Source organism: Micromonospora desertarenae (assembly GCF_056150265.1).
The window spans coordinates 1-24,740 of record NZ_JAXCFQ010000017.1; the positions used below are offsets into that span (position 1 = coordinate 1).

Annotated in this window: 22 protein-coding genes and 1 pseudogene; 14 read left to right on the forward strand and 9 right to left on the reverse strand. The window is 75.8% G+C overall.

Annotation, left to right across the window (positions count from 1 at the left end):
* Window positions 1-415 (reverse strand): IniB N-terminal domain-containing protein (locus SM577_RS27355; protein ID WP_474582771.1); only part of this gene is annotated, 415 nt, incomplete at its 3' end.
* A gap of 300 nt (window positions 416-715) precedes the next feature.
* Here SM577_RS27355 and SM577_RS27360 point away from each other — a divergent pair.
* From SM577_RS27360 to SM577_RS27385, 6 genes are all read left to right on the forward strand, one after another.
* Window positions 716-2,011, forward strand: coding sequence for an Hsp70 family protein (locus SM577_RS27360; protein WP_302919975.1), 1,296 nt, complete (start codon window positions 716-718; stop codon window positions 2,009-2,011).
* A 2-nt stretch (window positions 2,012-2,013) separates the two neighbouring features.
* The gene (locus SM577_RS27365; protein WP_474588321.1) at window positions 2,014-4,554 is read left to right on the forward strand and encodes a helix-turn-helix transcriptional regulator; all 2,541 of its coding nucleotides are present in this window, start codon (window positions 2,014-2,016) and stop codon (window positions 4,552-4,554) included.
* Window positions 4,555-4,568: 14 nt separating this feature from the next.
* A complete protein-coding gene (locus SM577_RS27370) occupies window positions 4,569-6,872 on the forward strand; it encodes a sensor histidine kinase (RefSeq protein WP_474588322.1) in 2,304 nt (767 codons plus the stop codon).
* Window positions 6,872-7,318 carry a roadblock/LC7 domain-containing protein gene (locus SM577_RS27375; RefSeq protein WP_302919972.1) on the forward strand — a complete coding sequence of 149 codons (447 nt, stop codon included), beginning with the start codon at window positions 6,872-6,874 and terminating at the stop codon, window positions 7,316-7,318. Before SM577_RS27370 ends, SM577_RS27375 begins: the two co-directional genes overlap by 1 nt.
* Entirely contained in the window at window positions 7,296-7,673 is a 378-nt protein-coding gene (locus SM577_RS27380) for a DUF742 domain-containing protein (RefSeq protein WP_302919971.1), read from the forward strand. The genes SM577_RS27375 and SM577_RS27380 overlap by 23 nt, the downstream gene beginning before the upstream one ends.
* Window positions 7,674-7,745: 72 nt before the next feature.
* The gene (locus SM577_RS27385; RefSeq protein WP_474588323.1) at window positions 7,746-8,459 is read left to right on the forward strand and encodes a cellulose binding domain-containing protein; all 714 of its coding nucleotides are present in this window, start codon (window positions 7,746-7,748) and stop codon (window positions 8,457-8,459) included.
* A gap of 105 nt (window positions 8,460-8,564) precedes the next feature.
* On the opposite strand, the gene SM577_RS27390 is transcribed toward SM577_RS27385, so the two are convergent.
* The 6 genes and pseudogenes from SM577_RS27390 to SM577_RS27415 all read right to left on the reverse strand — a co-directional run bounded on the left by SM577_RS27390 (window position 8,565) and on the right by SM577_RS27415 (window position 12,451).
* The gene (locus SM577_RS27390; protein WP_474582793.1) at window positions 8,565-9,002 is read right to left on the reverse strand and encodes a tetratricopeptide repeat protein; all 438 of its coding nucleotides are present in this window, start codon (window positions 9,000-9,002) and stop codon (window positions 8,565-8,567) included.
* Window positions 9,003-9,020: 18 nt separating this feature from the next.
* Window positions 9,021-9,416: pseudogene (locus SM577_RS27395) on the reverse strand (T3SS (YopN, CesT) and YbjN peptide-binding chaperone 1); the annotation flags it as partial.
* A gap of 178 nt (window positions 9,417-9,594) precedes the next feature.
* Entirely contained in the window at window positions 9,595-9,954 is a 360-nt protein-coding gene (locus SM577_RS27400) for a hypothetical protein (protein ID WP_302919969.1), read from the reverse strand.
* A gap of 195 nt (window positions 9,955-10,149) precedes the next feature.
* Entirely contained in the window at window positions 10,150-11,142 is a 993-nt protein-coding gene (locus tag SM577_RS27405) for a transporter (protein ID WP_474588324.1), read from the reverse strand.
* The gene (locus SM577_RS27410; protein WP_474588325.1) at window positions 11,139-12,029 is read right to left on the reverse strand and encodes an ABC transporter ATP-binding protein; all 891 of its coding nucleotides are present in this window, start codon (window positions 12,027-12,029) and stop codon (window positions 11,139-11,141) included. The genes SM577_RS27405 and SM577_RS27410 overlap by 4 nt, the downstream gene beginning before the upstream one ends.
* A gap of 11 nt (window positions 12,030-12,040) precedes the next feature.
* Window positions 12,041-12,451, reverse strand: a complete 411-nt coding sequence (locus tag SM577_RS27415) for a GntR family transcriptional regulator (RefSeq protein WP_302919965.1) — start codon at window positions 12,449-12,451, stop codon at window positions 12,041-12,043.
* Between the two features lie 181 nt (window positions 12,452-12,632).
* On the opposite strand from SM577_RS27415, the gene SM577_RS27420 reads away from it, so the two are divergent.
* Window positions 12,633-13,508 (forward strand): SDR family NAD(P)-dependent oxidoreductase, encoded by an 876-nt coding sequence (locus SM577_RS27420; protein ID WP_474588326.1) that lies wholly within the window; start codon window positions 12,633-12,635, stop codon window positions 13,506-13,508.
* A gap of 61 nt (window positions 13,509-13,569) precedes the next feature.
* Here the strand turns inward: SM577_RS27420 and SM577_RS27425 are convergent, their stop codons facing one another.
* Together SM577_RS27425 and SM577_RS27430 are read right to left on the reverse strand one after the other, a co-directional pair.
* A complete protein-coding gene (locus SM577_RS27425) occupies window positions 13,570-15,624 on the reverse strand; it encodes a glycosyl hydrolase family 28-related protein (RefSeq protein ID WP_474588327.1) in 2,055 nt (684 codons plus the stop codon).
* Window positions 15,625-15,718: 94 nt separating this feature from the next.
* Entirely contained in the window at window positions 15,719-18,100 is a 2,382-nt protein-coding gene (locus SM577_RS27430; protein ID WP_474588328.1) for a glycoside hydrolase family 99 protein, read from the reverse strand.
* 258 nt (window positions 18,101-18,358) lie between these two features.
* Here SM577_RS27430 and SM577_RS27435 point away from each other — a divergent pair, with 258 nt between their 5' ends.
* The 7 genes from SM577_RS27435 to SM577_RS27465 all read left to right on the forward strand — a co-directional run bounded on the left by SM577_RS27435 (window position 18,359) and on the right by SM577_RS27465 (window position 24,731).
* Window positions 18,359-19,003: a hypothetical protein gene (locus SM577_RS27435; RefSeq protein WP_474588329.1), complete on the forward strand. Its 645-nt coding sequence runs from the start codon at window positions 18,359-18,361 to the stop codon at window positions 19,001-19,003.
* 88 nt (window positions 19,004-19,091) lie between these two features.
* Window positions 19,092-19,826, forward strand: a complete 735-nt coding sequence (locus tag SM577_RS27440) for a YqjF family protein (protein WP_302919960.1) — start codon at window positions 19,092-19,094, stop codon at window positions 19,824-19,826.
* 158 nt (window positions 19,827-19,984) lie between these two features.
* Window positions 19,985-20,878: an alpha/beta hydrolase family protein gene (locus SM577_RS27445; protein WP_302919959.1), complete on the forward strand. Its 894-nt coding sequence runs from the start codon at window positions 19,985-19,987 to the stop codon at window positions 20,876-20,878.
* A 261-nt stretch (window positions 20,879-21,139) separates the two neighbouring features.
* Window positions 21,140-21,925, forward strand: coding sequence for an ABC transporter ATP-binding protein (locus SM577_RS27450; protein WP_302919958.1), 786 nt, complete (start codon window positions 21,140-21,142; stop codon window positions 21,923-21,925).
* Between the two features lie 67 nt (window positions 21,926-21,992).
* Window positions 21,993-22,715, forward strand: a complete 723-nt coding sequence (locus SM577_RS27455) for an ABC transporter ATP-binding protein (RefSeq protein WP_474588330.1) — start codon at window positions 21,993-21,995, stop codon at window positions 22,713-22,715.
* Window positions 22,716-22,740: 25 nt separating this feature from the next.
* Window positions 22,741-23,619: a branched-chain amino acid ABC transporter permease gene (locus SM577_RS27460; RefSeq protein WP_302919956.1), complete on the forward strand. Its 879-nt coding sequence runs from the start codon at window positions 22,741-22,743 to the stop codon at window positions 23,617-23,619.
* Window positions 23,616-24,731 carry a branched-chain amino acid ABC transporter permease gene (locus tag SM577_RS27465; RefSeq protein WP_302919955.1) on the forward strand — a complete coding sequence of 372 codons (1,116 nt, stop codon included), beginning with the start codon at window positions 23,616-23,618 and terminating at the stop codon, window positions 24,729-24,731. The genes SM577_RS27460 and SM577_RS27465 overlap by 4 nt, the downstream gene beginning before the upstream one ends.
* The last annotated feature ends 9 nt before the right edge of the window (window positions 24,732-24,740 follow it).

The following is a 24,740-nucleotide window of genomic DNA, read 5'->3' on the forward strand; positions in this document are numbered from 1 at the left end:
TGCTGAGGCCGCCGGGGCCGATGCCGAGGCCGATGCCGGGCAGGACGGTGGCGCCGATGCCGACGGCGGTGGGGTCGACGGCGATGGCGCCGAGGACGCCGGCTTTGACGTCGAGGCCGTTGTCGCCGGTGGTGAGGCTGAGCTGGTGGGTGACGTTCTGGAGTTGGCCGACGACGTCGGTGGTGTCGGTCAGCAGGGGGTCGACGCCGAGTTGTCCGGTGGGGCCGGTCGGGGTGAGGCCGTGGACCGGGGCGTAGTCGACCACGAGGGGCACGACGTCCTGCACGTCGGCGGCGGTGATGTCGTGCAGACCGGCGGCCCGCAACGCGCCCTCCGGGTCGAGGTCGAACGCCGACCGCGCGTCGGGGTCGGTGAGCAGGTTGAGGACGAAGTCGTGCAGGGTCTGGTGCGGCATGGTGCCAGTTCTCCTCGGTTGGCGTCGGTGACCGTCGATCGTCGACAGCGACCGTACGGCCGGGGGCGGCGCCGGGCATCGGGGAACGCCCCGCAACCCGCCCCGCCGGATTAGGGTGTCCACCCCCTCGTCCGTTAGGGGGACTGGGGGACTCGGGCCGGCCAGAGTTAGGGTCCCGATCCGGGAGTGATCTCTGGTACGAACGTAGGAGCCCACGGGGGTTTCGCCGGGGGTGGTCGCCGCCGGGTGCCGACACCCGTCGCCACCGGCCGGCCGACTCGCGGTGAGGGAAGAAAGCGGATGCCGTACGTCCTGGGGATAGACATCGGAAGCACCACCACCGTGGCCAGTGTGGCCCGGCGCCGGGGGGAGACCTGGAGCCGACCCGAGGCGGTCACGCTGGATGACGGTTCGGTGACCGTACCGTCGGTGCTACGGCTGTCGGCGGACGGCATGTTCCTGGTCGGCGAGCCGACCGACGCCGAGCCCGGCCGCACCGCCCGCGGCTTCGTCCGCCGGGTCGGCGACGACGTTCCGCTGCTGCTCGCCGGCGAGCCGTGCTCCCCGCAGACGCTGACCGCCGCGCTGGCGACCTGGGTGGTGCAGCGCGTCCACGACCAGGAGGGCGAGCCGGCCGAGGCCGTCGTGCTCAGCCACCCCGCCGGCTGGGGCGGGCACCGGCGTGACCTGCTGCGAGCCGCCCTGCGGGAGTTCGGGCTGGCTGGGGTGACCCTGCTGCCCCGGACGGTCACCGTGGCCGAGAGCCACGCCGCCCGTGGCTTCCCGGGCGGCTCGGCGGCCGTGTACGCGCTCGGCGGCACCACCTTCGAGGCGGCCCTGGTGCGGCGCACCCCGCGCGGCACCTACCAGACGTTCGGTCTCCCGCAGGGGCTCGACCGGCTCGGCGGAGCCGACTTCGACGAGGCGCTGGCCGACCACGTCCGCGCCGTGCTGGCCCGGGAACTGGGCGCCGCCGGGCGGCGCACGGCGGACGCCGTGCTGCGCGGCCTGCTGCCCCAGTGCGAGCGGGCCAAGCGCGAGCTGACCGTGGACGCCGAGACCGACGTGCTGCTGACCCTGCCGACCGGCCCCGCCCGGGTGCCGGTCAGCCGGACCGGGTTCGAGGAGCTGATCCGGCCGGCCGTCCAGGCCACCGTCGACCTGCTGGTCCGGACCGTCCACTCCGCCGGGTTGCGCCCGGCGCAGCTCGACGGCGTCCTGCTCGCCGGCGGGTCCACCCGGATCCCGCTGGTCGCCGAACTGCTCGCCGCGGCCTTCCCGGTGCCGGTCGAGGTGGAGCCCCATCCGCAGCTGACCGCCGCCACCGGGGCGGCGCTGGCCGCCTGCCAGGTGGTCGCGCCGCGCCCGCCGCGGCGGGTGCCGGAGCCCCGCCCGGCCGCCGGGCCGCGCCGTGCCGAGGCCCCGGTCAGCGGCGCGGGCCGAGAAGCCCCCCTGCCGGCCCGGCGACGACCCGACCTGGACGGGCCGGTGCCCGACCAGCCACCACCCCGGCCGCCGGTCCGGATCACCCCACTGGAACTGCCGAGGGCGTCCCGCCGCCTGGCGCTCGCGCGCGGGCGGGGACGCGAAGGATGACCATGATCATGAGTAGCGTCGCCGGGTCCCGCCTGGTGCTGGACCCGGGGCCGCGAGCCCTGCTCGACGCCGTCGGGCGCGACTCGGACGCGCCGCTCACGCTCGGCGTGACCGGGCCGGGCGGGCACGGCCGCAGCGCGTACCTGCAGGAGCTGGGCCGGATCTACCGGCAGGCCGGGGCGACCGTGGTGGAGGGCGCGCCGGCCACCGCCGAGGCGGTCGACCCGGACGCGGTGCTGCTGGTCGACGACGCGCACCTGCTCGACGACGCCCGGCTGCGCGCGCTGCACGCCCTGGTGGTCGCCCGCCGGCACCGGCTGGCCGTCGGCTACCGGCCGTGGCCCCGGTCGGCGGCGCTGGTCGAGCTGGCCGACGCACTGCGCCGGGACGGGCAGCTGGTCCTGCTCACCCCGTTCGCCCGGGAGCAGACCGCCGCCTACCTCGCCGCCGCCGACCTCGGCCGCCGCCCCGACCTGGTCGACTTCGTGCACACCCAGGCCGCCGGCGTGCCGCGGGACGTCGAGCGGCTGGCCCGTGGGCTGCGCGGGCAGGGCGGTGCGGTGCCCGCCGAGCCGTCCCGGCAGGTGGTGCTGGAGTTCGCCCCCGAGCTGGAGGAGTTGGCGCCGGACGTACGCCGGCTGCTGCTCGCCGTCGCCGCCGGGGTGCCGCTGCCGGTCGACCTGCTCGGTCCGCTGCTCGGGCGTACCCCCGAGGAGGTGGACGAGCTGGTCGCCGCGACCCGGGCGGCCGGCCTGCTCGGCGCGGACGGCCGGCTCGCGCCGATCGTGCGCCGGGCGGTGGCCGCGCTGAGCCCGGCCACCGACCGCACGGCGGTGTGGCGCCGGCTCACCGAGGTGCAACTGGCCCGCGGCGGGCCGGTGCTCCCGCTGGTCCGCTCGCTGCTCGCGGCCGGCGTGGCCGCCGAGTGCCCGGCCCCGACGCTGGCGGCCGCGGCCGAGGAGGCGCTGGCCGGGGAGCCGGCGCTGGCCGCGGAGCTGTTCGCCGCCGCCGCGGCCGCCGGTCGGCCGGCGGCCGTCCGGCAGGCGGTCGCCGCCGCGCTCGCCGGCGACCTGGACGCCGCCCTGCGGCTGGCCGACCGGCTGCTGGACACCGCCCCGCCGGCCGACCGCGCCGAGGCGGCGGCGGTCGCCGCCACGGCGCTCGCGCACCGGGGCCAGCTCGGCCGCAGCGTGGAGCTGTACCGCTGGTCGGGCAGCGCCTCGGCGCGCGCCTTCGCGGCCGTCGGTGTGCTCGCCGCCGGTCACCGGGTCGACCGCCCGGACAGCGCCGGACCGGTCCCCGACGGGCCGCCCACCCTGCACGCCAGCGCGGCCCGGCTGATGGCCGACGGGATCGCCGCCAGCGTCGACGGCCCGCCGACCGCCGCGCTCTCCACCCTGGTGCAGGCGGCCGCGCTGCTCGAACCGGCCGGCCGGGCGGTGCTGCTGCCGGACAGCCCGGCCGCGCTCGCCGCGCTGACCGCCCTGCACTGCGGCGAGCTGGAGATCGGCGAACGGGTGCTCGACCGGGCCCTGGCCAGCGGCACCGGCGGGCCGTTGCTGGCCCGGCGGCACCGGCTGCTGCAGGCCTGGATCGCGATGGTCCGCGGCCGTACGGTGCTCGCCGCCGACCGGCTCGCGTCGGTGACCGGCGGCCGGCCGCTGGAGTCGCGGGACCTGCTCTTCGCCACCGCGCTGGAGCTGGGCATCGCCCGCCGCAACAGCGACCTCGGCGCCCTCCAGCGCGGCTGGGGGCACGCGCTGGAGGCGCTGGTCCGGCACCCGGTCGACCTGTTCACCCTGCTGCCCCTCGGCGAGCTGGCCATCGCCGGCGCGCGCCTGGGCGACCTGGGCCGCCTGGCGCCGTACCTGCGCGAGGCCCGGCTGCTGCTGGCCCGGCTCGGCGACCCGCCACTGTGGAGCGCCCCGCTGCACTGGAGCGGGCTGCACGCGGCGATCCTCACCGAGGAGCCGGCGGCCGCCGACGACCACGTGGCCGCGTTGCTCGCCGCCGCCGGCCACAGCCGGTACGCCGCGGTGGTCGCCGCCGCGGCGGCGAGCTGGGTGGAGGTGCTGCGCGGCGTCGTCGACCCGGTGCGGGTGGAGGCGGCCGCCCGCGGGCTGCACGACGCCGGCCTGTGCTGGGACGGCGCGCGGCTCGCCGGGCAGGCGGCGATCCGCACCTCGGACCGGCGGGCGATGACCGCGCTGCTGGACTGCGCCCGGATGTTGCAGGGGCGGTCGGCCGGCGCCAAGGGCGGCCCGCGGGCCGAGGACGCCGAGGCCATCGCCAGCCCCGCGCCGCACCGGCTCAGCGACCGGGAACGCGAGGTCGGTGAACTGGTGGTGGCCGGCCTGACCTATCGCGAGATCGGTGACCGGCTGTTCATCTCCGCCAAGACGGTCGAGCACCACGTGGCCCGGATGCGCTCCCGGCTCAACTGCGCCAACCGCGCCGAACTGCTCGCGCTGCTGCGGACGCTGCTGGCCGACCGCTCGACCGGCGCGTCCGGCCGGCCGTGGCCGGAGAGGCCGGCCCCGTGAACCACACCGACGCCATGAACGCCGTGGGCCGCGCCGACGCCGTGGGCCGCGCCGACGCGGTGGGCCGCGCCGACGCCGTGAGCCGCGCCGACGCGGTGGCCCGGCCGGCCGATCCCCGGATCCGCCGGCAGCTCGTCGCGCTCGCCGCCGTGCTCCTCGCCCTCTGGTCGTACGCCGCCTACCTGACCGGCCGGGACGCCGCCGACCTGGTGCGGGTGCGGGCGCTCGCGGAGACCTTCGGGCAGCCCACCGACCGGCTGATCCTCGACCTGCAGGTGGAGCGCCGGCTCAGCGCGGCGGCGATCGCCGGGGACGACCGGGCCCGCGCCGCGCTGGCCGGTGCCCGGGCGGACACGGATCGCTCGGCCGGCGCCCTGCGGGCGGCCACCGACGGTCCCGACCTCCGGCTGGTCACCGCCGGAGCCGTCCGGGACCGGGTCGACGACCTGCTCGGGCGACTGGCCGGGCTGGCTGGGCTGCGCGCCGAGGCGGACGTCGGCCGGGCCGCCGCGGTGGCCGGCTACCACGGGCTGATCGACGCCGCCTTCGCCGTCTACGGCCCGGAATGGGGGGCGCGGGAGAGCACCCTGGCCGCCGAGACCCGCGCGGTGATCGGGCTGGCCCGGGCCCGCGAGCTGCTCGCCCGGGAGGACACCCTGGTCAGCGCCGCGCTGACCAACGGCTGGCTGACCGCCGACGACCGGCTCCGGCTGACCGAACTGGTCAGCACGCACCGCTACGTCCGGGCCGAGGCGACCGCCGGACTGCCGGCCGCCGACCGGGACGGCTACCGGGCCCTGGTGGAGGGGCCGGGGTTCACCGCGCTGCTCTCGTTGGAGGATCGGCTGCTGCGCGCCGGCGAGGACGGGCCGGTGCCCACCGGCGAGCAGTGGCGCGCGGCGGTCGACCCGGCCCTGGGCGGGCTGCACCAGCTGGTGACGTCCGCCGCCCGGGGCAGCGTCGAGCGGGCCACTCCGGGTGCGGCGCTGGTGGTCGCGCGGGCCGGCGTGGTGCTGGGCCTCGGCCTGGTCTCGGTGCTCCTCCTGCTGGCCGGCTGGGTCGGCACCGTCCGCCGGCTGACCGCAGCCGCCGGCGATCCCGCGCCGTCCCCACTGGGCGCGCCCACCGGCGTTCCCGCGCTACCACCGGCGGGCCTGTCCGCCGGCGCTCCGCGGCGCCACGACGGTGCCCCGGCCGGGCCGTCGACGGTCGGGCCGGCCGCCCACCGGGCTGGCCCCGCCGCCGCCCCACCGGCCGGGCCGGACACCGCCGAGCTGCGCCTGCCCCCGATGGCGGTCCGGCATGGCGGGCCGGCGGCCGCCCCGGGCGCCGGGCCGGTGCCGGGAGCGGGGGAGCCGGCCCTGCACGAGTTGTTCCTCCTGTTGACCCAGCGCAACCAGGTGCTGCTGCGCGACCAGTTCACCCTGCTGGACGCCCTGGAACGCCGGGAACGTTCGGCCGCCGAGGCCGCCGAGCTGTTCCGGCTCGACCACCTGGCCACCCGGATCCGGCGCAACGTGGAGAAGGTGGTCACCCTCGCCGGCGGCACGCCTGCCCGCCGCTGGCGACGCCCGGTGCCGCTGCTGGACGTGGCGCGCGGCGCGGTCGCCGAGGTGGCGGACTACCAGCGGGTCCTCGTCGCGGCGCAGTGGCCGTGGACGCTCGCCGGGCCGGCGGTCACCGACCTCGTCCACCTGCTGGCCGAGCTGGTCGAGAACGCCCTGGTCTGCTCGCCGCCCAGCAGCACGGTCCGGGTCGCCGCCGAGGCCGCGGCACGGGGCTGCGCGATCCTGGTCACCGACGACGGGCCGGGGCTGGACGCCACCGCGCTGGCCGAGCTGAACCACCTGCTCGCCGCCCCGCCGCCGGGCGGCCCCCCGGCCGGCCGCTCCGGGTTGTACGCTGCCGCCCTGCTCGCCACCCGGCATGGCGTCCGGGTGTCGTTGCGGCCCGGCCCGCGGGGCGGCACCACGGCGGTCGTGTGGCTGCCGGCCGGCCTGGTCGATCCGACCGGACCGGGCGGCGTGCCGAGGGCGGCGGCTGGCCCGCCGGCCGGCGTTGGCGGCGTGCCGACCGGAGTGGACGGCGTGCCGGCCGGGTCGGGTGGCGCGCCGGCCGGCGTGGGTGGCCGGCCCGCCGGACCGGGTGGCAGGCCGGCCGGTGGGCCCGAGCGGGCACCTGCCCGGTCCGGCGGCCGGGGCGACAGTGGCGGACTGCCGGTCCGGGACCGCCGACCCGGGGCGGTGCGGCCCGGGCCGGGCACCGTCGGCTCCGACACGGTCGAGATACCGGTACCCCGAGCACCGAGAGGACGATGATGACGCAATCGTTGGTCAGCGCCGACAGCCTGACCTCCGCCCTGAACGACCTGGTCGACCGGGTGCCCGGCGCCGAGTTCGCGGTGGTGCTGTCCCCGGACGGGCTGCTGCTCGGCGCCTCCCGGGACGTCGACGACGAACTGGCCGCCCAATTGTCCAGCATGATCGCCGGGCTGGAGGCGCTGGGCATGGCGGCCACCCGGGTCTGCGTCGGCGGTGCGCTGCGGCAGGTCGTGGTGCAGATGTCCCGGGCGTTCCTGTTCGTCGCCACCATCCGCAACGGGGCGATCCTCACCGTCCGGATCGGCGGCGACGCCGAGGTCGGCGACATGGCGTACGAGGTGGCGCTCTTCGTGGGACAGGCCGAACGGCACCTGCCGGTGTACCTGGAACCGGCCGCGACAGCGACGAGCGGAGGCCCCGGTGCCAGCGACCGGCGACGCTGACGAGGCGTGGTACGACGACGACGCCGGCCCGATCGTCCGCCCGTACGCGATGACCCGCGGCCGCAGCGCGCCGGACCAGGGACGGTTCGACCTGATCACGCTGGTGGTGACCCGGCCCGCGGCACCCGTCGCCCAGCTCTTCCCGGAGCAGGCGCGGATCGTCGAGCTGTGCCGGCGTCCACTGTCGGTGGCCGAGGTCGGCGCGGAGCTGGACCTGCCGGTGGGCACCGTCCGGGTGCTGCTCGCCGACCTGGCGGACGCCGGGCTGATCGAGACCCACGAGCCGCCGATGCTCTCCGCGTTGCCGACCGAGGCGCTGCTCAAGGACCTGCTCGCCGGGCTTCGCGCGCTGTGACCGGGCCGGGCGGCCCGCCGCCCGGCGGGCGCGGCACGATGTCCGGCGGACGATCTGTAGGGGGAGAATTAAATGCCGGCAGCACCGCCGCAGCCACGGCGGACCGTGGCGATCATCGTGCTCGACCGGATCACGGCCGCCGCCGGATCGGTGCGGCGCGTCGCCACCGGGCGGGCTGACGGGCCGACCGTCGCCCGGCTCGCCCTGCTCGCCGCGCTGGCGGTGCTGGTCGCGACGGCGGTCGCCGTGGTCGTGGTGCTGCGCACCCCGGAGCGCCTGGCGCCGGTGGCCCTGGACCCGCCGCCGGCGGTCGCGGTGCCGACCGGTTCACCGGCGGGCGGCGTCGGGGTGCAGGCCGAACCGCCCAGTTCCCGCCCGACGTCGGGGCGCCCGAGCCCGGCCGCCTCCTCGGCCGCCCGGCCGACCAGCGCGTCCCCCGCGGCGCCGCCGGCCACCGGCGCGGCGCTGGGCGCCGAGTTCGCCATCGAGGAGCGCGCCCTGCTCAGCTACGGGGCGGCGGTGACCATCCGCAATCCCGGCCCGGGCCGGGTCACCGACTGGACCCTGGCGGTCACCTTGCCCCGGGAATCCCTGGAGGTCACCTCGGTCAGCGGCGCCCGGGTCAGCCGGGACGGCGCGACCTGGACCTTCGTGCCGGACGGCGCCGGCGGGGCGGTGCCCGGCGGCGGTTCGGTGCGGGTCGGCTTCCGGGTGACCGGTTCCCCGGTCAGCGCGCGCCCCACCGCCTGCACCATCGACGGCACGCCCTGCGCCGGCCTCGACTGAGCCGCCGGGCCGGCGCGGGCACCGCCTCGTGCCGCCCGGGCGTCATCGGGTACCGCGACGACCGGGAGCGGGTGACCGCGCGTGCCGGGTCGGCGGGCGGCCGGGTCACTCGTCGGCGCCGGCCCGCTGGCGCAGCAGGGCGATCGCCTCGTCCACCCGGCCGTGCTCGGTGAGCAGGGTCAGCAGCAGCGGCAGCGAGCGCCAGTCGTCGTCGGCGACCGCCTGGCGCAACAGGCTCGTCGCCTCGTCGTGCCGGCCCTGACCGGCGAGCAGCGCGGCCAGCTCGTGCCGGGCGCGGGGCTCGCCCTGGTCGGCGGCGATCCGCCAGTAGCGCTCGGCCTCGTCGTCCCGGCCCCGGGCGGCCAGCAGCGCGGCGAGCCGGGAGGCGGCGTGCCAGTCGCCGTGCTCGGCGCGCAGCCGCAGCTCCTCGGTGCGGCCCCGGTCGGCCAGCAGGTCGACCAGCACGCTGCTCGCGCCGGTGGCGCCGGTCTCGCCGGAGTCGGCGAGGTCGCGCAGGTAGCCGGTCGGGTCGGGGACCGCCACCAGGCCGGACGCCTCGGGCCCGAAGAACCGGCTGCCGCCGAACTCCTGCCGGAGCTGGTCGTCCAGGTCGTCGGCGAGCTCCACCATGGCCCGTACGGCCAGCAGCAGGTGGGTGGGCTGGAACTCCTGCCCGAACACCGGGATCGACGCCCAGACGGTGTCGCCGGTGCAGTAGACCCGCCCGATCACCAGGCCGTTGGTGAGGTCGGACAGCCGTTGGTAGAGCGTCTCGGTGGCGTCGACGCCGGTGAGCAGCGGCGAGAAGACATCCACCAGCGGCGGGTCCTCCTGGGTGCGTACGAAGATCATCGCGGAGCCGGCCCGGATGCCGACATCGCCGTCGGAGTCCACCCGCAGCTGGTCGGCGGTGGTGCCGAGGATGCCGGCCAGCACCTCCCGGACCCGCTCGGTCAGCTTGCCGTCGCGGTAGCGGGTGGCCACCGGCGGCACCGGCCCGGAACCCGGCCGCGGGCCGGCCACCGGGCGGGCCGCGAGCGCGGCGGCGAACCGGGTCCGGGTCGGCGGGGGGACGGTGGTGGCGGTGGTGGCCGGCCGGGCGGCCAGCGCGACGGCGAGCCGGCGCAGGAAGCTGTCACGCGGCGTCATCGTGGCTGCCGTTCGGGCCGTCGCCGCTCGGTTCGGCGGGCCGGTCCGCCACCCGGAGCTGGTCGAACATCTTGGCGATCACCAGGGGCGCGGCCACTCCGAAGGTGAAGCTGGCGAAGGCGGTGGTGGCCAGGCCGCCGGCGCCCGCCGCGGCGGCCAGCCCGGTGCCGGCCACCATCCGCAGCAGGACGGCGAAGAGCACGATCGGCCGGTCCCGCGGGTCCCGCCAGGGCCACTGCCACCGGTGTCCCGACTCGGTCGTCGGGCGCATCATCCCGTAGAGGTTCAGCGCCTCCGCCACCGCGCTGCCGACCAGTCCCCACATCGCGGCCATCCATAGAGACACATCCCTACCCTACTGATCGCCGATCCGGCTCCCGCACCAACCCTCGGCGTGGGGGCCGGGCGGGCCCGGTCGGTACCGCCGACTCCGACGGTAGGCAGCGGGGGCAACCGGCGAACCGGGACCGGACGGGGGAGACCCGTCGGCGTGCCCCGACGACCGCCGGGCGTGGGACGCCCGACGGTCGTCGGTCACCGGTCAGGCGATCCGCCGGATCCGGCGTACCGCGAGCAGCAGCAGCAGCGCGGCGAGCGCGACGAAGATGCCGGTCTCGATGTACTGGAACGTCCAGTACCGGTCCGCCGGCTGGTAGAGCTGCCAGTTGTAGGCGCCCGGCTCGAGGCCGAGTTCCGCCCCGCAGCGCCCGCCGGTCGGCCCGGTGGCGCCGGGTGGGCAGGCGATCTGCGCGTTCGCCGCCACCATGGTGCCGTCGGCGTCCCGCACGCCGTTGGCGAGGACCCAGTCGCCGTGGGCCTGGTGCGGCATCGGGCTGTCGCTCTCCACCGGGAAGGTGCGCGTCCGCGCCGCCATGTAGTGCGGCCGGGCGAACTCCACCAGGGCGACGCGCAGGGCGAGGAAACCGGCCAGGGTGCCCCCCATGGCCGGCAGCATCCGCGGCCAGAGCGTGCCGGCGAAGATCCCGAGCGCGACCGCGAGCACGGTGTAGCCGACCGGGACGAGGCCCTGCATGTCGAAGAAGAAGACGTCGAACCGGCCCTGCCGCTCCGCCTGGGTCAGCGGCGCCAGCCACCACGACATGCCCAGCCCGTAACCGGCCGCCGCGACCGCCGCCCCCGCGCCGACCAGCCCGAACTTCACCGCGGCCCAGCGGCGCCGGCTGACCCCCTGGGTCCACACCAGCCGGTGGGTGCCCTGCTCCACCTCCCGGGCGACCAGCGGGGCGCCCCAGAACAGGCCGACCAGCAGCGGCAGGACGAGGAACAGCACGCCCACCAGGTTGAACGCGCCGTACTGGTTGCTGAACTGGTCGAACGCCCGGTTGCAGCTCTCCACCACGCCCGGCGCCAGCTCGGACCGGGCCAGTTGGCGTACGCACTCGGGGCCGCCGAGGTCGGCGAACCGGTTCCGCATGGCGAGGCCGGTGGGGACCAGCAGGGCGGCGAGCGCCGCCAGGCCGGCGAGGGTGAACAGCGCCTGCCGGCGGTGTTGGCGCCAGGTCAGCCAGATCATGCCGGCACCTCCCACTCGGCGTGGCTGGCCCGGGCCTCGCCGTCGGCGAGGTAACCGAGGATGACGTCCTCCAGGGACACCTCGCGGACCGTCCAGTTCGGGTCGACGACCACCCCGTCGGTGCGGACCAGCAGGGTGGACTGCCGGTCGGTGTGGCTGGCCCGGACCACCGCCGACACCCCGGCGATCGGCTCGCCGTCGTGCCGCGGCCCGACCAGCTGGCGGTGCTCGGCGACCAGGTCCTCGACGGCGCCGATCAGCCGGGCCTGGGAGGCGTGCAGCACGATCAGGTAGTCGCAGACGCGTTCCAGGTCGGCGAGCAGGTGCGAGGAGAGCAGCACGGTGGTGCCGGCGTCGGCGACGCTGCCCATCAGCGACTGGAGGAACTCGCGCCGGGCCAGCGGGTCGAGGCTGGCCACCGGCTCGTCGAGCAGCAGCAGCCGGGGCCGCTTGGCCAGCGCGATGGCGAGCGCCACCTGGGCCCGCTGGCCGCCGGAGAGCTGCCCGACCGGCTTGCGCGGCGGGATGCCCAACTCGGCGAGCCGGTTGCGGGCCAGCGCCGCGTCCCAGCGCCGGCTCAGCTTGGCGCCGAGGGTGAGCAGCTCGGCCGCGGTGAAGTCCCGGTACAGCGGGGTGTCCTGGGCGACGAACCCGATCTCGGCGAGCACCGAGGTGTTGCCGTACGGCGCCGCGCCGAAGACCCGCACCGCCCCCGCGTCCGGCCGCAGCAGGCCCACCGCCAGGTGCAGCAGCGTGCTCTTGCCCGCCCCGTTCGGGCCGACCAGGGCGGCGATGCGGCCGGCGGGCAGCCGCAGCGAACAGTCCTGTAGCGCCCATCTGTTGCCGTATCGCTTACCGAGTTGGTCGGTCTCCAGCACGACGTCCATCCGGTCTCCTCTCATCTGCTCACGCTCTGCTGCGGCGGCCCGGCCGGGAGGGTGGCCCGGATCGTCGTCTCCACCAGGGCGGTGACGTCCTCGTGGCTGAGCCCGGCGGCCCGCGCGCGGTGCAGCCACGCCACCAGGTCGTCGCGGAGCTCGGCCTGGTGCGGCAGCGAGTCGCCGGCGAGTGTGCGCCGGACGAACGTGCCCTGCCCCGGGCGGCCCTCCACCAGCCCCTCGATCTCCAGCTCCCGGTACGCCTTCAACACCGTGTTCGGGTTGATCGCCAGGGCCTGCGCGACGTCACGGACCTTGGGCAGTTGGTCGCCCGGGGCGAGCAGGCCGACCCGCAGCGCCTGCTTCACCTGCTGCACCAGCTGCACGTAGGTGTTCACCTTGGACCGGCCGTCCAGCACGAACTCGATCACCCGGAACGATCCCTCCTATTGTCCTACGGCAGTAAGACTATAGAACAGGAATCCGGTGTCAAGCGTCCTTGTGGACAGCACCCACCCGGCCGTGTCACCGCACCACCGGACGGTCGCCGGTCGTTGACCTTCGCGGGGCGCCGGGGGAGCGCCCGGAGCGGTACGGGGGAACGGAGCGGGCGTGGACGCAGCACATCGTGGGCCGCTGGCGGGGCGTACCGCCGTGGTGACCGGCGCGGCGCGGGGCATCGGCCGGGCGGCGGCGGTGGCGTTGGCGCGGGCCGGCGCCGACGTGGCCGGAGTGGACGTGGCGGCGCCGGTCAGCCCGATCCTCGACTACCCGCCGGCCGGCCCGGCGGACCTCGACGAGACGGGCCGGCGGGTGCTGGCCGAGGGCCGCCGCTGGCTCGCCGCGGTGGCCGACCAGCGGGACGTGGGCCAGCTGCGGGCGGTCGCGGAGCGGGTCGAGCGCGAGTGGGGCGGGCTCGACGTCGTCTTCGCCAACGCCGGCATCCAGGCGTTCAAGCCGCTGCTGGAGATGGCCGACCCGGACTGGCACGACCAGATCGACGTGAACCTCACCGGCACCGCCAACGCGCTACGGGTCTTCGCGCCGCTGCTGGTCCGCCGCGGCGGCGGCCGGATCATCGTGACCTCGTCCACCCAGGGGCAGCACGGCACGAAGTTCGGGGCCGCGTACTCGGCGTCGAAGTGGGGCATCCTCGGCCTGATGAAGTCGGCGGCGCTGGAGTTGGGGGCGTACGGCATCACGGTGAACGCGGTGGTTCCCGGGCTGGTCGACACGGCGCTCACCCGGCACCCCGACCGCTACGCCCAGGCGGTCAGCGAGGCGGGGCGTACCCCCACCGGTGACGCCGGGCGGGACGAGCAGGCGGCGGTCGAGGCGTTGCGCGCCCGCACCCCGCTCGGGGTGCCGTGGGTGGAGCCGGCCGACGTGGCTCCGCTGGTGGTCTTCCTCGCCTCCGACGACGCCCGGATGGTCAGCGGCACCGCGTTCGCGGCGACCGCCGGCGACAGCGCCCACTTCGTCGGCTGACCCGCCGATCCGCTCCGGTGGGGGCCCGGCGCCCGCCGGGGATGCCGGGCCCCCACCGGGCTCACCACGGTGCCGGTGGTGGCGGGGGTACGACCGGGGGCCGGTCGTCGCAGGTGATGGTGTTCGGCAACTGCCAGGGGGCGAGCCAGCCGCCGTCGTTGCCGCCCAGGTCGGTGAGGGCGAACTCGGAGCCGGCCGGGGTGAAGTGGAACGACCCGCAGTTGTTCACGCCGACGGCGCCCACGTGCCGCGCGTCGACGTTCTGGAACGACGCCGAGCCCGCGGTCCGCGCGCTCACCACCGAGGTGCCGGTGCCGTCCACCCGGATGTCCCGGAAGTGCACGTCGCTGATCGCGTAGCGGTCCTTCACCGCCCACTCGCTGACCAGCATGATGGCGTTGTAGGTGTTGTCGAGGTACGCGTCGCCGACCACCTCGATCCGCGCGTCGATGCTGCGGTCCAGCGCGTAGAGCCAGATCGCGCCGAGGCCGATCTTCCAGTTCAGCTCGTAGGTGCCGGCGCGGACGGTGGTGTTGTCCCGGATCCGGACGTACCCGGTGAACGGCTCGGCGCCGAACCGGGAGCCGATCTGGATGGCGCTGCCCTCGCGGACCGGGTCGGCGATCAGGTTGCCGGAGGCGGTGTTGTCGGTGCCGCCGTAGAGGGCGATGCCGTTGGCGAGCACCGGGGACTGCACTGTGTTGTTGGCGAAGGTGTTGCGGGCGTTCGCCGTCGACTCCGACCACATGGCCAGGCCGTCGTCGCCGGTGTTGCGGACGAAGTTGTGCGCGACCAGTGAGTCGGTGACGCCGGTGTGGAAGTTCAGCGCGTCCGCGATCTGGTCGACGATGATGTTGTTGGTGATCCGCATGTTGCGCATCGGCCCGTCGAACCACATGCCCACCTTGGTGTGCCGCAGGTGCAGGCCGTCGATGGTGGAGTCGCTGAGCGCGCCGCCGATCCCGTTCACCTGGTCGGTGTCGATGCGCTCCCGGACGTCGCCCTCGATCGCGAAACCGGAGAGGTGCACGTTCCGGCTGCCGCCGTCGGCGGCGTCCCGGCCGTAGAAACCGACGCCGGTGTGCACCGAGCCGTCCGGCGCCGGGGCGGGCAGGGCCACCTCGCGGCCCTTGACGATCGTGTACCAGTTGCCGGCGCCCTCGATGGTCACGTCGTCGACGAGGATGTGCCGGTTCACCTGGTAGGTGCCGGGCGGGAGGTAGACCGGGAGCCCGGTGCGCCGGGCGACGGCGATGGCCCGCTCGATGGCCGGGGCGGCGTCCCGGCGGCCGGTCGGATCGGCCCCGAACGCCAGCACGTTCGCCGCCGCCAGCCGCACCCGCGGCGGGCCGACCAACTCGGAGTCGAGCAGGTCGATGACGGTCCAGGCGGCGTTGCTGCCGGCGGGGACGGTGAGCCGGATCCGGTCGCCCGCCCGGTAGGTGCGGCCGAGCAGCAGCCGCTGCTCGTCGTAGAAGTGGCTGGGGCGGAAGGGCTTGGCGATGCTCGGGAACGGGGTGGTCGCGGCCGGCACGCAGGAGCACTCGGTGATCCACCAGTCCGGGTGCAGCAGGTCGGCCCGCGGGTCGTTGGTGAACGGGTACTGGTTGTAGAGCCAGGCGTACTGCGAGGTGAGGGTCATGGTGCGGACCCGCTTGCGGTTCACCGCGACGTCCAGCGGCGCGGTGATGCCGCCGCCCTCGGGCGCGTCCGGGATGCTGTAGCGCACGGTGATCGCGTTGGCCGCGGCCGGCAGCACGAACTCCACGTGCTGGCCCGGGGTCAGCCGCACCGCGCGGCGGCCGGAGGCCTCCGACGGCAGCGTGTAGGCCGTCCGGTCGGGGCCGATGACCTCGCCGTCGGTGTACGCGTTCTCCGCCTCCTGCTCGAGGAAGCCGACCCGGGCGCCCCGGCCGGCGACCAGCGCCGGATCGAGGGCGGCCCGGGTCACGACCGGGCGCTGACCGGAGCGGCCGGCCGGGTCGGCGGCGGCCGGGGCGGGCGCGCCGGCCAGCACGCCGACGGCGAGCGCGAGCGCGGTGGCGGACGCGACCGCCCGCGCGGGTCGGCTCCGCCGCGACGACCGCGGCAGGCCCGGTGGCACACGTCGGAACATCGGTGACTCGTTTCTGTCGGGTGGTGGGGCCCCGCCGGCTGGCGGAGAGCGGGGGATCGCGGTGCGGGGTCGGCGGGGCCGGCCGGCCGCCGGGTCAGGGGGCGTACACCTCCACCTGGGACAGTTGGCCGGCCGGCCACCCGGTGTTGCCGGTGACGTGCACCCGCAGGTACCGGGGCTGGGCCGGGGGAAAGGTCAGTGTCACCTGGTTGCCGGTCGCCGGGTCGAAGACCCGGCCGGCGGAGGCCACCACCGTGCTCCAGTTGGCGCCGTCCGGGCTGCCCTGGATCGAGAGCGTCTGGGTGCGGGTGGCCCAGGCCGGTGACGGCGGCAGCCGGAGCACGACCCGGCCGACCGCCGTCGGCGCGCCGAGGTCGATCCGTACCCACTGCGGGAAGGCGTTGTTGGCGCTTTCCCAGTAGCTGTCCGGGCTGCCGTCGACCACGTTGGCGCAGCCGTAGTCCTGGGTGTGGCTGCTCTCCGCCACCGGCCGGCCGCGGGCTAAATCGGTCTGCGGTGTCGCGGTCGTGCTCACGGTGACCGCGTTCGACGGCGGCGACGGCATCCCGGCGGTGTCCAGCGCGACGACGGTGAAGGTGTAGCTGGTGGCCGGGCTGAGCCCGGTGACGGTGGCGGCGGTTGCGGTGACGGAGGCGACCGGCTGGCCGCCCTGGCGCACCTGGTAGCTCGCCACCCCGTCGGCGTCGGTGGCGGCGGTCCAGGCCAGCGAGACGCTGGTGGCGCTCCGGCCGGTCACCGTCAGGTTGCCCGGCGCGGTGGGTGGGGTGGGGGTGCCGCTCGCCGCGTACGCCTGCACCCGGGCGAGTTGCGCGGCCGGCCAGCCGGTGTTGCCGGCGATCGTCACCCGGACGTGCCGGGCGGCGGAGCCGGGCAGGGACAGGGTGGCGGCGTTGCCGGTGGCCGGGTCGAAGCGGACGCCGGCCGGCGCGGTCAGCGTGCTGAAGGTCGAGCCGTCGGTGCTGCCCTGCACCGACACCGTCTGGGTGCGCGGCTCCCAGCCGGGCGGCAGCGCGAGCACGAGGCGGGCCAGCGGGTGGCTGGCGCCCAGGTCGACCTGCCACCACTGGGGGAAGCTGCCGTTGGCGGCCTCCCAGTAGCTGCCCGGGTCGGCGTCGACGGCGTTGCCGGCGACGAACGGGCCGTGCTGGCTGCTCGCCGTCGTGGGCCGCCCGGCGGCCAGGTCGCCGGTGGGCGGGTTGCCGCCGACGACCGGCGGCGTCGGCCGCACCGGGGTGAGGGCGAGCTGTCCCTTGAGCATCCGTCCGCCGTCGGCGGTGATCCGCAGGTAGTAGTCGGACGAGCAGAGGGTGCCGTCCTCGTCGAGCGCGCGGATGCCCGCCCCGGCCGGCGTGCTCGCCTGCGTCTCGCTGGTCTTGGCGATCTGGTTGCCCTCGTTGAACTCGTCGAACATCGAGATGTAGATGCCCTGGGCGCCGAGCCGGACGGTGTTGTAGAAGTGCCGCCAGTAGAAGTCGCCGTGCCGGCGGTGCCCGGCGGACAGGTCGCCGGGCATCACGCAGGGCTGGTAGTCGATGCCGTGTGCGGCGCAGTCGGCCAGGTCGGGCACGTTGACGTTGGTGTGGAACCAGTCCAGGCCGTCGAGGGTGCCGGTGCGGCCGACCATCCACGGCGAGAGCATGTCGAAGGCGTGGTAGACCTCGGCGAAGCCCGGTCGGGAGTCGTTGATCCCCTGCCGCCAGTAGGTCGGCACCCCGCCGATGACGTAGCAACCCTGCGCTTTGAGCCAGCGCACCACGTCCAGGCAGGGCGCGGGGGCGAAGGGGCGGCCGTCGTCGTTGAAGCCGAAGCCCCAGACGCAGACCACCGGTCTGCCGTTCTGCCGGGCGTACGCCGGGGAGGCGGTGTGCGCCGACATCTTCGTCGTCCAGTCCTCCTTGAGCTGGGACTGCATGCCCGTCCAGCCGGTGACGTCGTACATGATGTAGAACTTGCGCCCGAACCGCTCGGCCGCTGCGCGTACCTTGACCGCCATGGCGTCGCGGGTCGGCCCCTCGTCGCCGAACGGGTTGAACCGCTGCAACGCCGCGGTGTCGCAGCCGTGCTCCTGCATCCAGCGGAAGTGGGTGTCGACGGTCTGCTGGTCGTAGGAGGAGAAGAGCCGGGCCGGCTGGCCGTTGCCGAGGGCGGGGTAGGCGGTGGCGTAGCTGGTGGCGTACTCCCGCATGTCGGGCCAGGAGACGATGGTCGTGTTGGCCGGCGACGGCGGCTGGAACCGGTCGCGGCTCCAGTGCCACCAGCCGCCGATCGGCGCCCCGTCGCCCGGGCAGCTGAACCAGCCCTGGTAGCCGACGGTGATCTTGCCGACCACGTCGCCGGGCGGGCTGGCGGCGACCGCGCGCCGGGTGAGGGCCGGCACCAGCTCGGCCGGGGAGACGGCGGCGAGCGCGGAACCCGCCGCGACGGAACCGATCAGCTTGCGGCGGGACAGCGTCATGGCCACCGCTCCTTCACCAGGCCGGCGAGAATTGACGGTCATCATGCCAGCGTCGTACGGGCGACCGCAATACAGAGACTGCTCTTTGAAAGATTGCGCGTGCCTGCACGTAAGAACCAGATGAGGGGGTGGCGCCTCGCCGGCCGCCGAGCGGCGCTGCCGGCGACCGCTGTCGCGCACGCTGTGCGCCGGCACGGGGCCCCGGGGGTGATCATCTGCGGGTATCGTGCCTGCCGGCGAGGGTGGAGGCGGGGCGTGATGACGGGTACGAGATCGACGGGTGTCCGGTGCCGGTTGCTGGGTGCCGCGGTGGCGGTCGCCGGCCTGCTGGCCGCGACCGGATGCGCGCAGCCTGCCGACACCGCCGAGCCGGTGGCGGAGCCCGCCGTGCCGGCCACCCCCGCCGCGATGCGCCTGGACAAGCCGAAACTGCTGCTGGACCGCTGGGCCGAATCGGCCAACCGGAACCTGCACGCGCCGGCACAGCATCGCCTCGGCGAGTTCAAGAAGCTGCTGGCCGGTGAGCCGACCAGCGCGGTCGGCACCGCCTACGTCACCGCCGAGGAGGCGTACTCCCCGGAACTCGGCGTCCACCTCCCGGACGGCGGCGGCGTCGTGCTGGTCAGTGGGGTGTCCGGCACGGTCGGCGAGCCCGAGGCCGTCCTGGACGCGGTCTTCGCCGGTCTGCCCGCGGTCGCCGGCGTCGCGCCGACCGCGCCCGGCCCGTTGGGCGGCGTGGCGCGCTGCGGCACCGGCCGGAGCCGGGGCGTCCACGCCGAGGTCTGCGCCTGGGCGGACGGCCACACCGTGGCGACCGTGACCTTCCTCGGGTTTCCGGCGACCGGGAACCGGGCCGAGGACTTCCGCCGGATCCGATCGCAACTGGAGCACCCGGACCGCTGAAGCGCCCGTCCACCGGGCCGCATCTCCGACCGGCCGGCCGTCTCCCGGGGTGCGGCGCCGGCGGGCCGGCACGGGCCACAATGGGCCGGTGGAGCCCGAGGAGGTGACGGCCGAGGCGGTCCGGCCGCTGCGCCGGCCGGTGCTGGTGCAGCGCTGGGAGGATCTGACCTTCCTGCACTGGCCGGTCGACCCCGCGGCGGTCGCGCCGCTGCTGCCGCCCGGCACCCGGCCGGACGTCGTCGACGGGCGGACGTACGTCGGCCTGATCGGGTTCCGGATGGTCGGGCTCGGCCTGTTCGCCGGTCCGGGCCTGCCCTACCTGGGCACCTTCTGCGAGACCAACGTGCGGCTGTACAGCGTGGACGTCGCCGGTCGGCGGGCCGTGGTGTTCCGGTCGCTGGACGCGTCCCGGCTGCTGCCCGTGCTGGTCGCCCGGGTCAGCCTGCGGCTGCCGTACCTGTGGTCGCGGATGCGCCTGCACCGCGACGGCGACCTGCTCACCTACACCAGTCGCCGGCGCTGGCCGGGGCCGCGCGGCGCGGCCACCGCGTTCAGCGTCCGGGTGGGAGCGCCGATCGCCGAGCCGACGCCGCTGGAGCACTTCCTCACCGCGCGGTGGGGGCTGCACACCCGGGCGTACGGGCGCACGCTGCACCTGCCCAACGTGCACCCGCGGTGGCCGCTGCACCGCGCGGAACTGGTGCGCCTGGACGACGGGCTGGTGCACGCCGCCGGCCTGCCCGACCCCGGGTCGGCGCCGGTCAGCGTGCTCTACTCGCCGGGCGTCCCGGTGCGCTTCGGCAGTCCCGCCGCCGTCGGCTGACCGGCGCCAGCCACGGCTGCGCCGTCGGCTGACCGGCGGGGTGCGGCTCCGGGGCGTCGCGTGGACCGCCGGGACTGGTGATTTCACCGATGCGGGCGGCGGCCGACACGCCGAAGACTGACGGGCGTCGATATCCCCGACCGCAGGGAGCGCCCGACGTGTCCGTACCGACCACCACCCGTCCCCGTCCCCTCGCCCGCGTCGCCGGGCTGGCCCTGGCCACCGTCCTGACCGCCGCCGGTGTGCTCACGGCGTCCCCGGCGCAGGCCGCCGAGAACCCGTACGAGCGCGGCCCCGCCCCGACCGTCGCGCTGCTGGAGGCCAGCCGCGGCCCCTTCGCCACCGCCTCGCAGAGCGTCTCCTCGCTCAGCGTCACCGGCTTCGGCGGGGGAGTAATCTACTACCCGACCAGCACCAGCGAGGGCACCTTCGGCGCCATCGCCATCTCACCCGGCTACACCGCCGCCTGGTCCAGCATCAGCTGGCTCGGCCCGCGGATCGCCTCGCACGGCTTCGTGGTGATCGGCATCGAGACCAACAGCCGGCTCGACCAGCCGGACAGCCGGGGGCGGCAACTGCTCGCCGCGCTCGACTACCTGGTGCAGCGCAGTTCGGTGCGGAGCCGGATCGACGGCACCCGGCTCGCCGTCGCCGGTCACTCGATGGGTGGCGGCGGCAGCCTGGAGGCCGCCGTCTCCCGGCCGTCCCTGCAGGCCGCCGTGCCGATCGCACCGTGGAACCTGGACAAGACCTGGTCCGACGTCCGGGTGCCGACGCTGATCATCGGCGGTGAGAGCGACAGCATCGCCCCGGTCTCCTCGCACTCGGAGCCGTTCTACAACAGCATTCCGGCCTCGTCCGAGAAGGCGTACCTGGAGTTGAACGGGGCGAGCCACTTCTTCCCGCAGACGGTCAACACGCCCACCGCCCGGCAGATGGTCGCCTGGTTGAAGCGGTTCGTCGACAACGACACCCGCTACGAGCCGTTCCTCTGCCCGGGGCCGAGCGGCTTCGAGATCGAGGAGTACCGCAACACCTGCCCGAGCGCCTGAGTCTCCACGGGGCGCGCCGCCCCACGGCCCGGCCCGTCGCCGCCTCGCGCGGCGGCGGGCCGGCGCCGCATCTGGAGTGCAGAATGCGCCGTGATCCGGCTGACCGGCCGGTGCCGCGCCATCGCTCTCGACGGCCCGGCGGATCCGGGGTGGATCGTTGATCCGGGGCAGGCGGCGGGGGCATCGAAGGTATTGACGCGGCACCCGAGAAACGTACACTCCCAGTGTAAATAACGCCCCACCGTCACGAGGGATGGGTCAATGGAGCAAGGGCTCGCGCTGCACCACATCGGGGTGCGCTTCGGCGGCCTCACCGCCCTCGACGACGTCTCGCTGCGGGTGCCGCCCGGCCGGGTGGTCGGCGTGATCGGTCCCAACGGCGCCGGCAAGACCACCCTGTTCAACGTGGTCTGCGGCTTCGTGCCGCCGGACGCCGGCACGATCACCCTGGACGGCCGGCCGCTGCGCCCCCGGCCGCACCGGCTGACCCGGCTCGGCATCGCCCGCACGTTGCAGGGCACCGGGCTCTTCGCCGGGCTCACCGTGGTGGAGAACGTAATGGCCGGCGCCACGCACACCGCCCGCGCGGGCTTCCTCCCGGCGCTGCTCGGCCTGCCACGCAGCGACCGGGACGAACGCCGGCTACGCCAGGACGCCCTCGACGTGCTCGACAGCCTGGGCATCGCCGGGCACGCCGACGCCGCGCCCGGCACCCTGCCGTTCGCCGTACGCCAGCGCGTCGCGCTGGCCCGCGCGCTGGCCGCGCGTCCCCGCCTGCTCCTGCTGGACGAGCCGGCCGGCGGGCTCGGCGGCGACGACATCACCGAGCTGGCGGAGCTGGTCCGGCAACTACCCCGGCGGGACACCGACCCCTGCGCGGTGCTGCTGGTGGAGCACCACATGGACCTGGTGATGTCGGTCTGCGACGAGATCGTGGTGCTCGACTTCGGCCGGGTCATCGCCGCCGGCACCCCCGACGAGATCCGCGACGACCCGGCCGTCACCGACGCCTACCTCGGCGCCGCCGTCGACGAGGCGGCGGCATGAGCGAGCGGATCGTCAGGCTCAGCGCGGTGGTGCCTGGTGCCGGCTCGCAGCGGAGCGGAGTGCCGGCATGAACGGCGACGATCTGCTGGTGGTGCGCGGGCTGGTGGCCGGCTACGGCGCCGCGCCGGTGCTGCACGGGGTCGACCTCACCGTGCCGGCCGGCACCATCGCGGCGGTGGTGGGGGCCAACGGGGCGGGCAAGACCACCCTGCTGCGCGCCCTCTCCGGCATGCTGCGCCCGCTCGCCGGCCGGGTCGCGCTGGCCGGGGACGACCTGCGCGGCGTCCCGGTGGAGCAGCTGGTCCGGCGCGGCATGGCGCACGTGCCGGAGGGGCGGGGCGTGGTCGGTGAGCTCACCGTAGACGAGAACCTGCGGCTCGGCGGGTTGTGGCGGCGCGACCGGGCCGACGCGACGCGCGCCCTGGACGAGGTCTACCAGCTGTTCGAGCCGCTGGCCCGGCGCCGGCGGCACCTCGGCCACCAGCTCTCCGGTGGCGAACGGCAGATGCTCGCCCTCGGCCGGGCGCTGGTGGGCCGGCCCCGGCTGCTGCTGCTCGACGAGCCGTCCCTGGGCCTGGCGCCGCGGGTGGTCGCGCAGACCATGGCGCTGCTGCGCCAGCTGCGCGAGGCCACCGGGCTGACCGTGCTGCTGGTCGAGCAGAACGTGCGCAGCGCGCTGTCGGTCGCCGACCAGGGCGTGGTGATGGCGCTGGGCCGGGTGGTCAGCACCGCCCCGGCCGCCCGGCTGCGCGACGACGACGACCTGCGCCACGCCTACCTCGGTTTCTGACCACCTCGTCCCCCCGGGAGGACTGTTGGACCGCTTCGTCTTCCTCACCCTCGACGGCCTGTCCCGGGGTGCGGTCTACGCCGCGTTCGCGCTGGCCCTGGTACTCATCTGGCGGGCCGCCCGGATCGTCAACTTCGCCCAGGGCGCGATGGCCGTGGCCACCGCGTACGTCGCCTACAGCGTGTCGGCCGCGACCGGCTCGTACTGGCTGGGCTTCCTGGCCGCGCTCGCCGCCGGGCTGCTGCTCGGCGCCGCTGTCGACCTGGCGGTGATGCGCTTCGTCGACCACCGGTCGCCGCTCAACCCGGTGATCGTCGCGCTCGGCCTGGTGCTGCTGATCCAGGCGGTCCTCGGCATGGTCTACGGCAACGAGTTCCTGCCCGCCGAGGCGCCGTTCTCCCGGTCCGCGCTCACCGTGGCCGGGGTCGCCGTGCTCTCCCCGTACGACCTGTTCGCGTTCGCGGCGGTCGGGGTGGTGGTGGTCGGGCTGGCCTGGATCTTCACCCGCACCGCGGTCGGGCTGCGGATGCGCGCCGCGGCGTTCGCCCCCGAGGTGTCCCGGCTGCTCGGGGTCAACGTCGGCGGCATGCTCACCCTCGGCTGGGCGCTGGCCTCCGGGGTCGGCGCGCTGGCCGGCATGCTGGTCATCCCCACCGAGCTGGGCCTGCACCCGCACGCGATGGACCTGGTCTTCGTCTCCGCGTTCACCGCCGCAGTGGTGGGCGGGCTGGACAGTCCACCGGGGGCGGTGGTCGGCGGGCTCGCGGTGGGCCTGCTGCTCTCCTACGTCAGCGGGTACGCCGGCAGCGACCTCACCCCGCTCGCCGTGCTCGTGCTGCTGCTGGCGGTGCTGCTGGTCCGCCCCGGCGGGCTGTTCGCCCCGGTCGCCGCGAGGCGGGTGTGAGCGCCACCCGGGCGGCCGCGCCGCCGCGTACCCCGGCGCCGGACGCGGGCCCCGGACCGGCCGGCGGGCGCCGCGTCCCCACCCTGCTGCGCCACCTCGCCGTCGCGGCGGTCGCCGCGCTGCTGCTGACGGCGGTCAGCTACGGCCTGGACCCGTTCCGCAACTTCCAGCTCGCCACCGTGGCGGCCTACCTCTGCGCCACCGCCGGGCTGACCGTCCTGACCGGACTCAACGGGCAGCTCTCGCTGGGGCACGGCGCGTTGATGGCCACCGGCGCGTACACGGTGGCCTTCTGCCAGACCGCGTTCCTCGACGCCGGACTCACCGGCGGCTGGTGGCTCGCCCTCTCGCTGGCCGCGGCGGTGCTGGCCGCGCTGGCGGTCGGCGCCGTGGTCGGCGTGGCCGCGGCCCGGCTGCGCGGGCCGTACCTGGCCGGGGTGACGCTGGCCGTCGCGGTGGTGGTGCCGGCGCTGACCGTCACCTTCGACGGCGTCTTCAACGGCGAGCAGGGGCTGTCGGTGCCGGTGGAGCCGCCGCCGGCCGGGCTCGGCCCGTACTTCCCCTACGAGCGCTGGCAGCTCTGGGTCGCCGCGGCGGCCACCCTGCTCGCCCTGGTGCTGCTGGCCAACCTGGTCCGCAGCCGGTACGGCCGCACCTTCCGGGCGGTACGCGACGACGAGGTCGCCGCCCGCCTCGCCGGCATCCACGTGGCCCGCACCCAGGTGCTCGCCTTCGTGGTCAGCGCGGCCGGCGCCGGGCTCGGCGGCGCGCTGCTCGCCGTGCTCGCGCAGAGCGTCTCGCCCGGGGCGTTCTCGCTGACCCTGTCGCTCTTCCTGCTGATGGCGGTGGTCATCGGCGGGCTGGGCAGCCTCGCCGGCGCGCTCTGGGGCGCCGTCCTGCTGGTGGTCCTGCCCGACCTCACGCACACCCTGACCGAGCAGTTCACCCTCTCCCCAGCCGTGGCCCAGCGGATGGAGGGCAACCTTCCGCTGGCCATCTTCGGGGTCACCCTGATCGTCGTCATGATCGCCGCGCCCGGCGGCGTGCAGGGCCTGCTGGCCCGCCTCGGCCGGGCGCTGGCCGCCCGGCTGCCGGGCCGCCGGCGGTCCTGAACCGGTCCG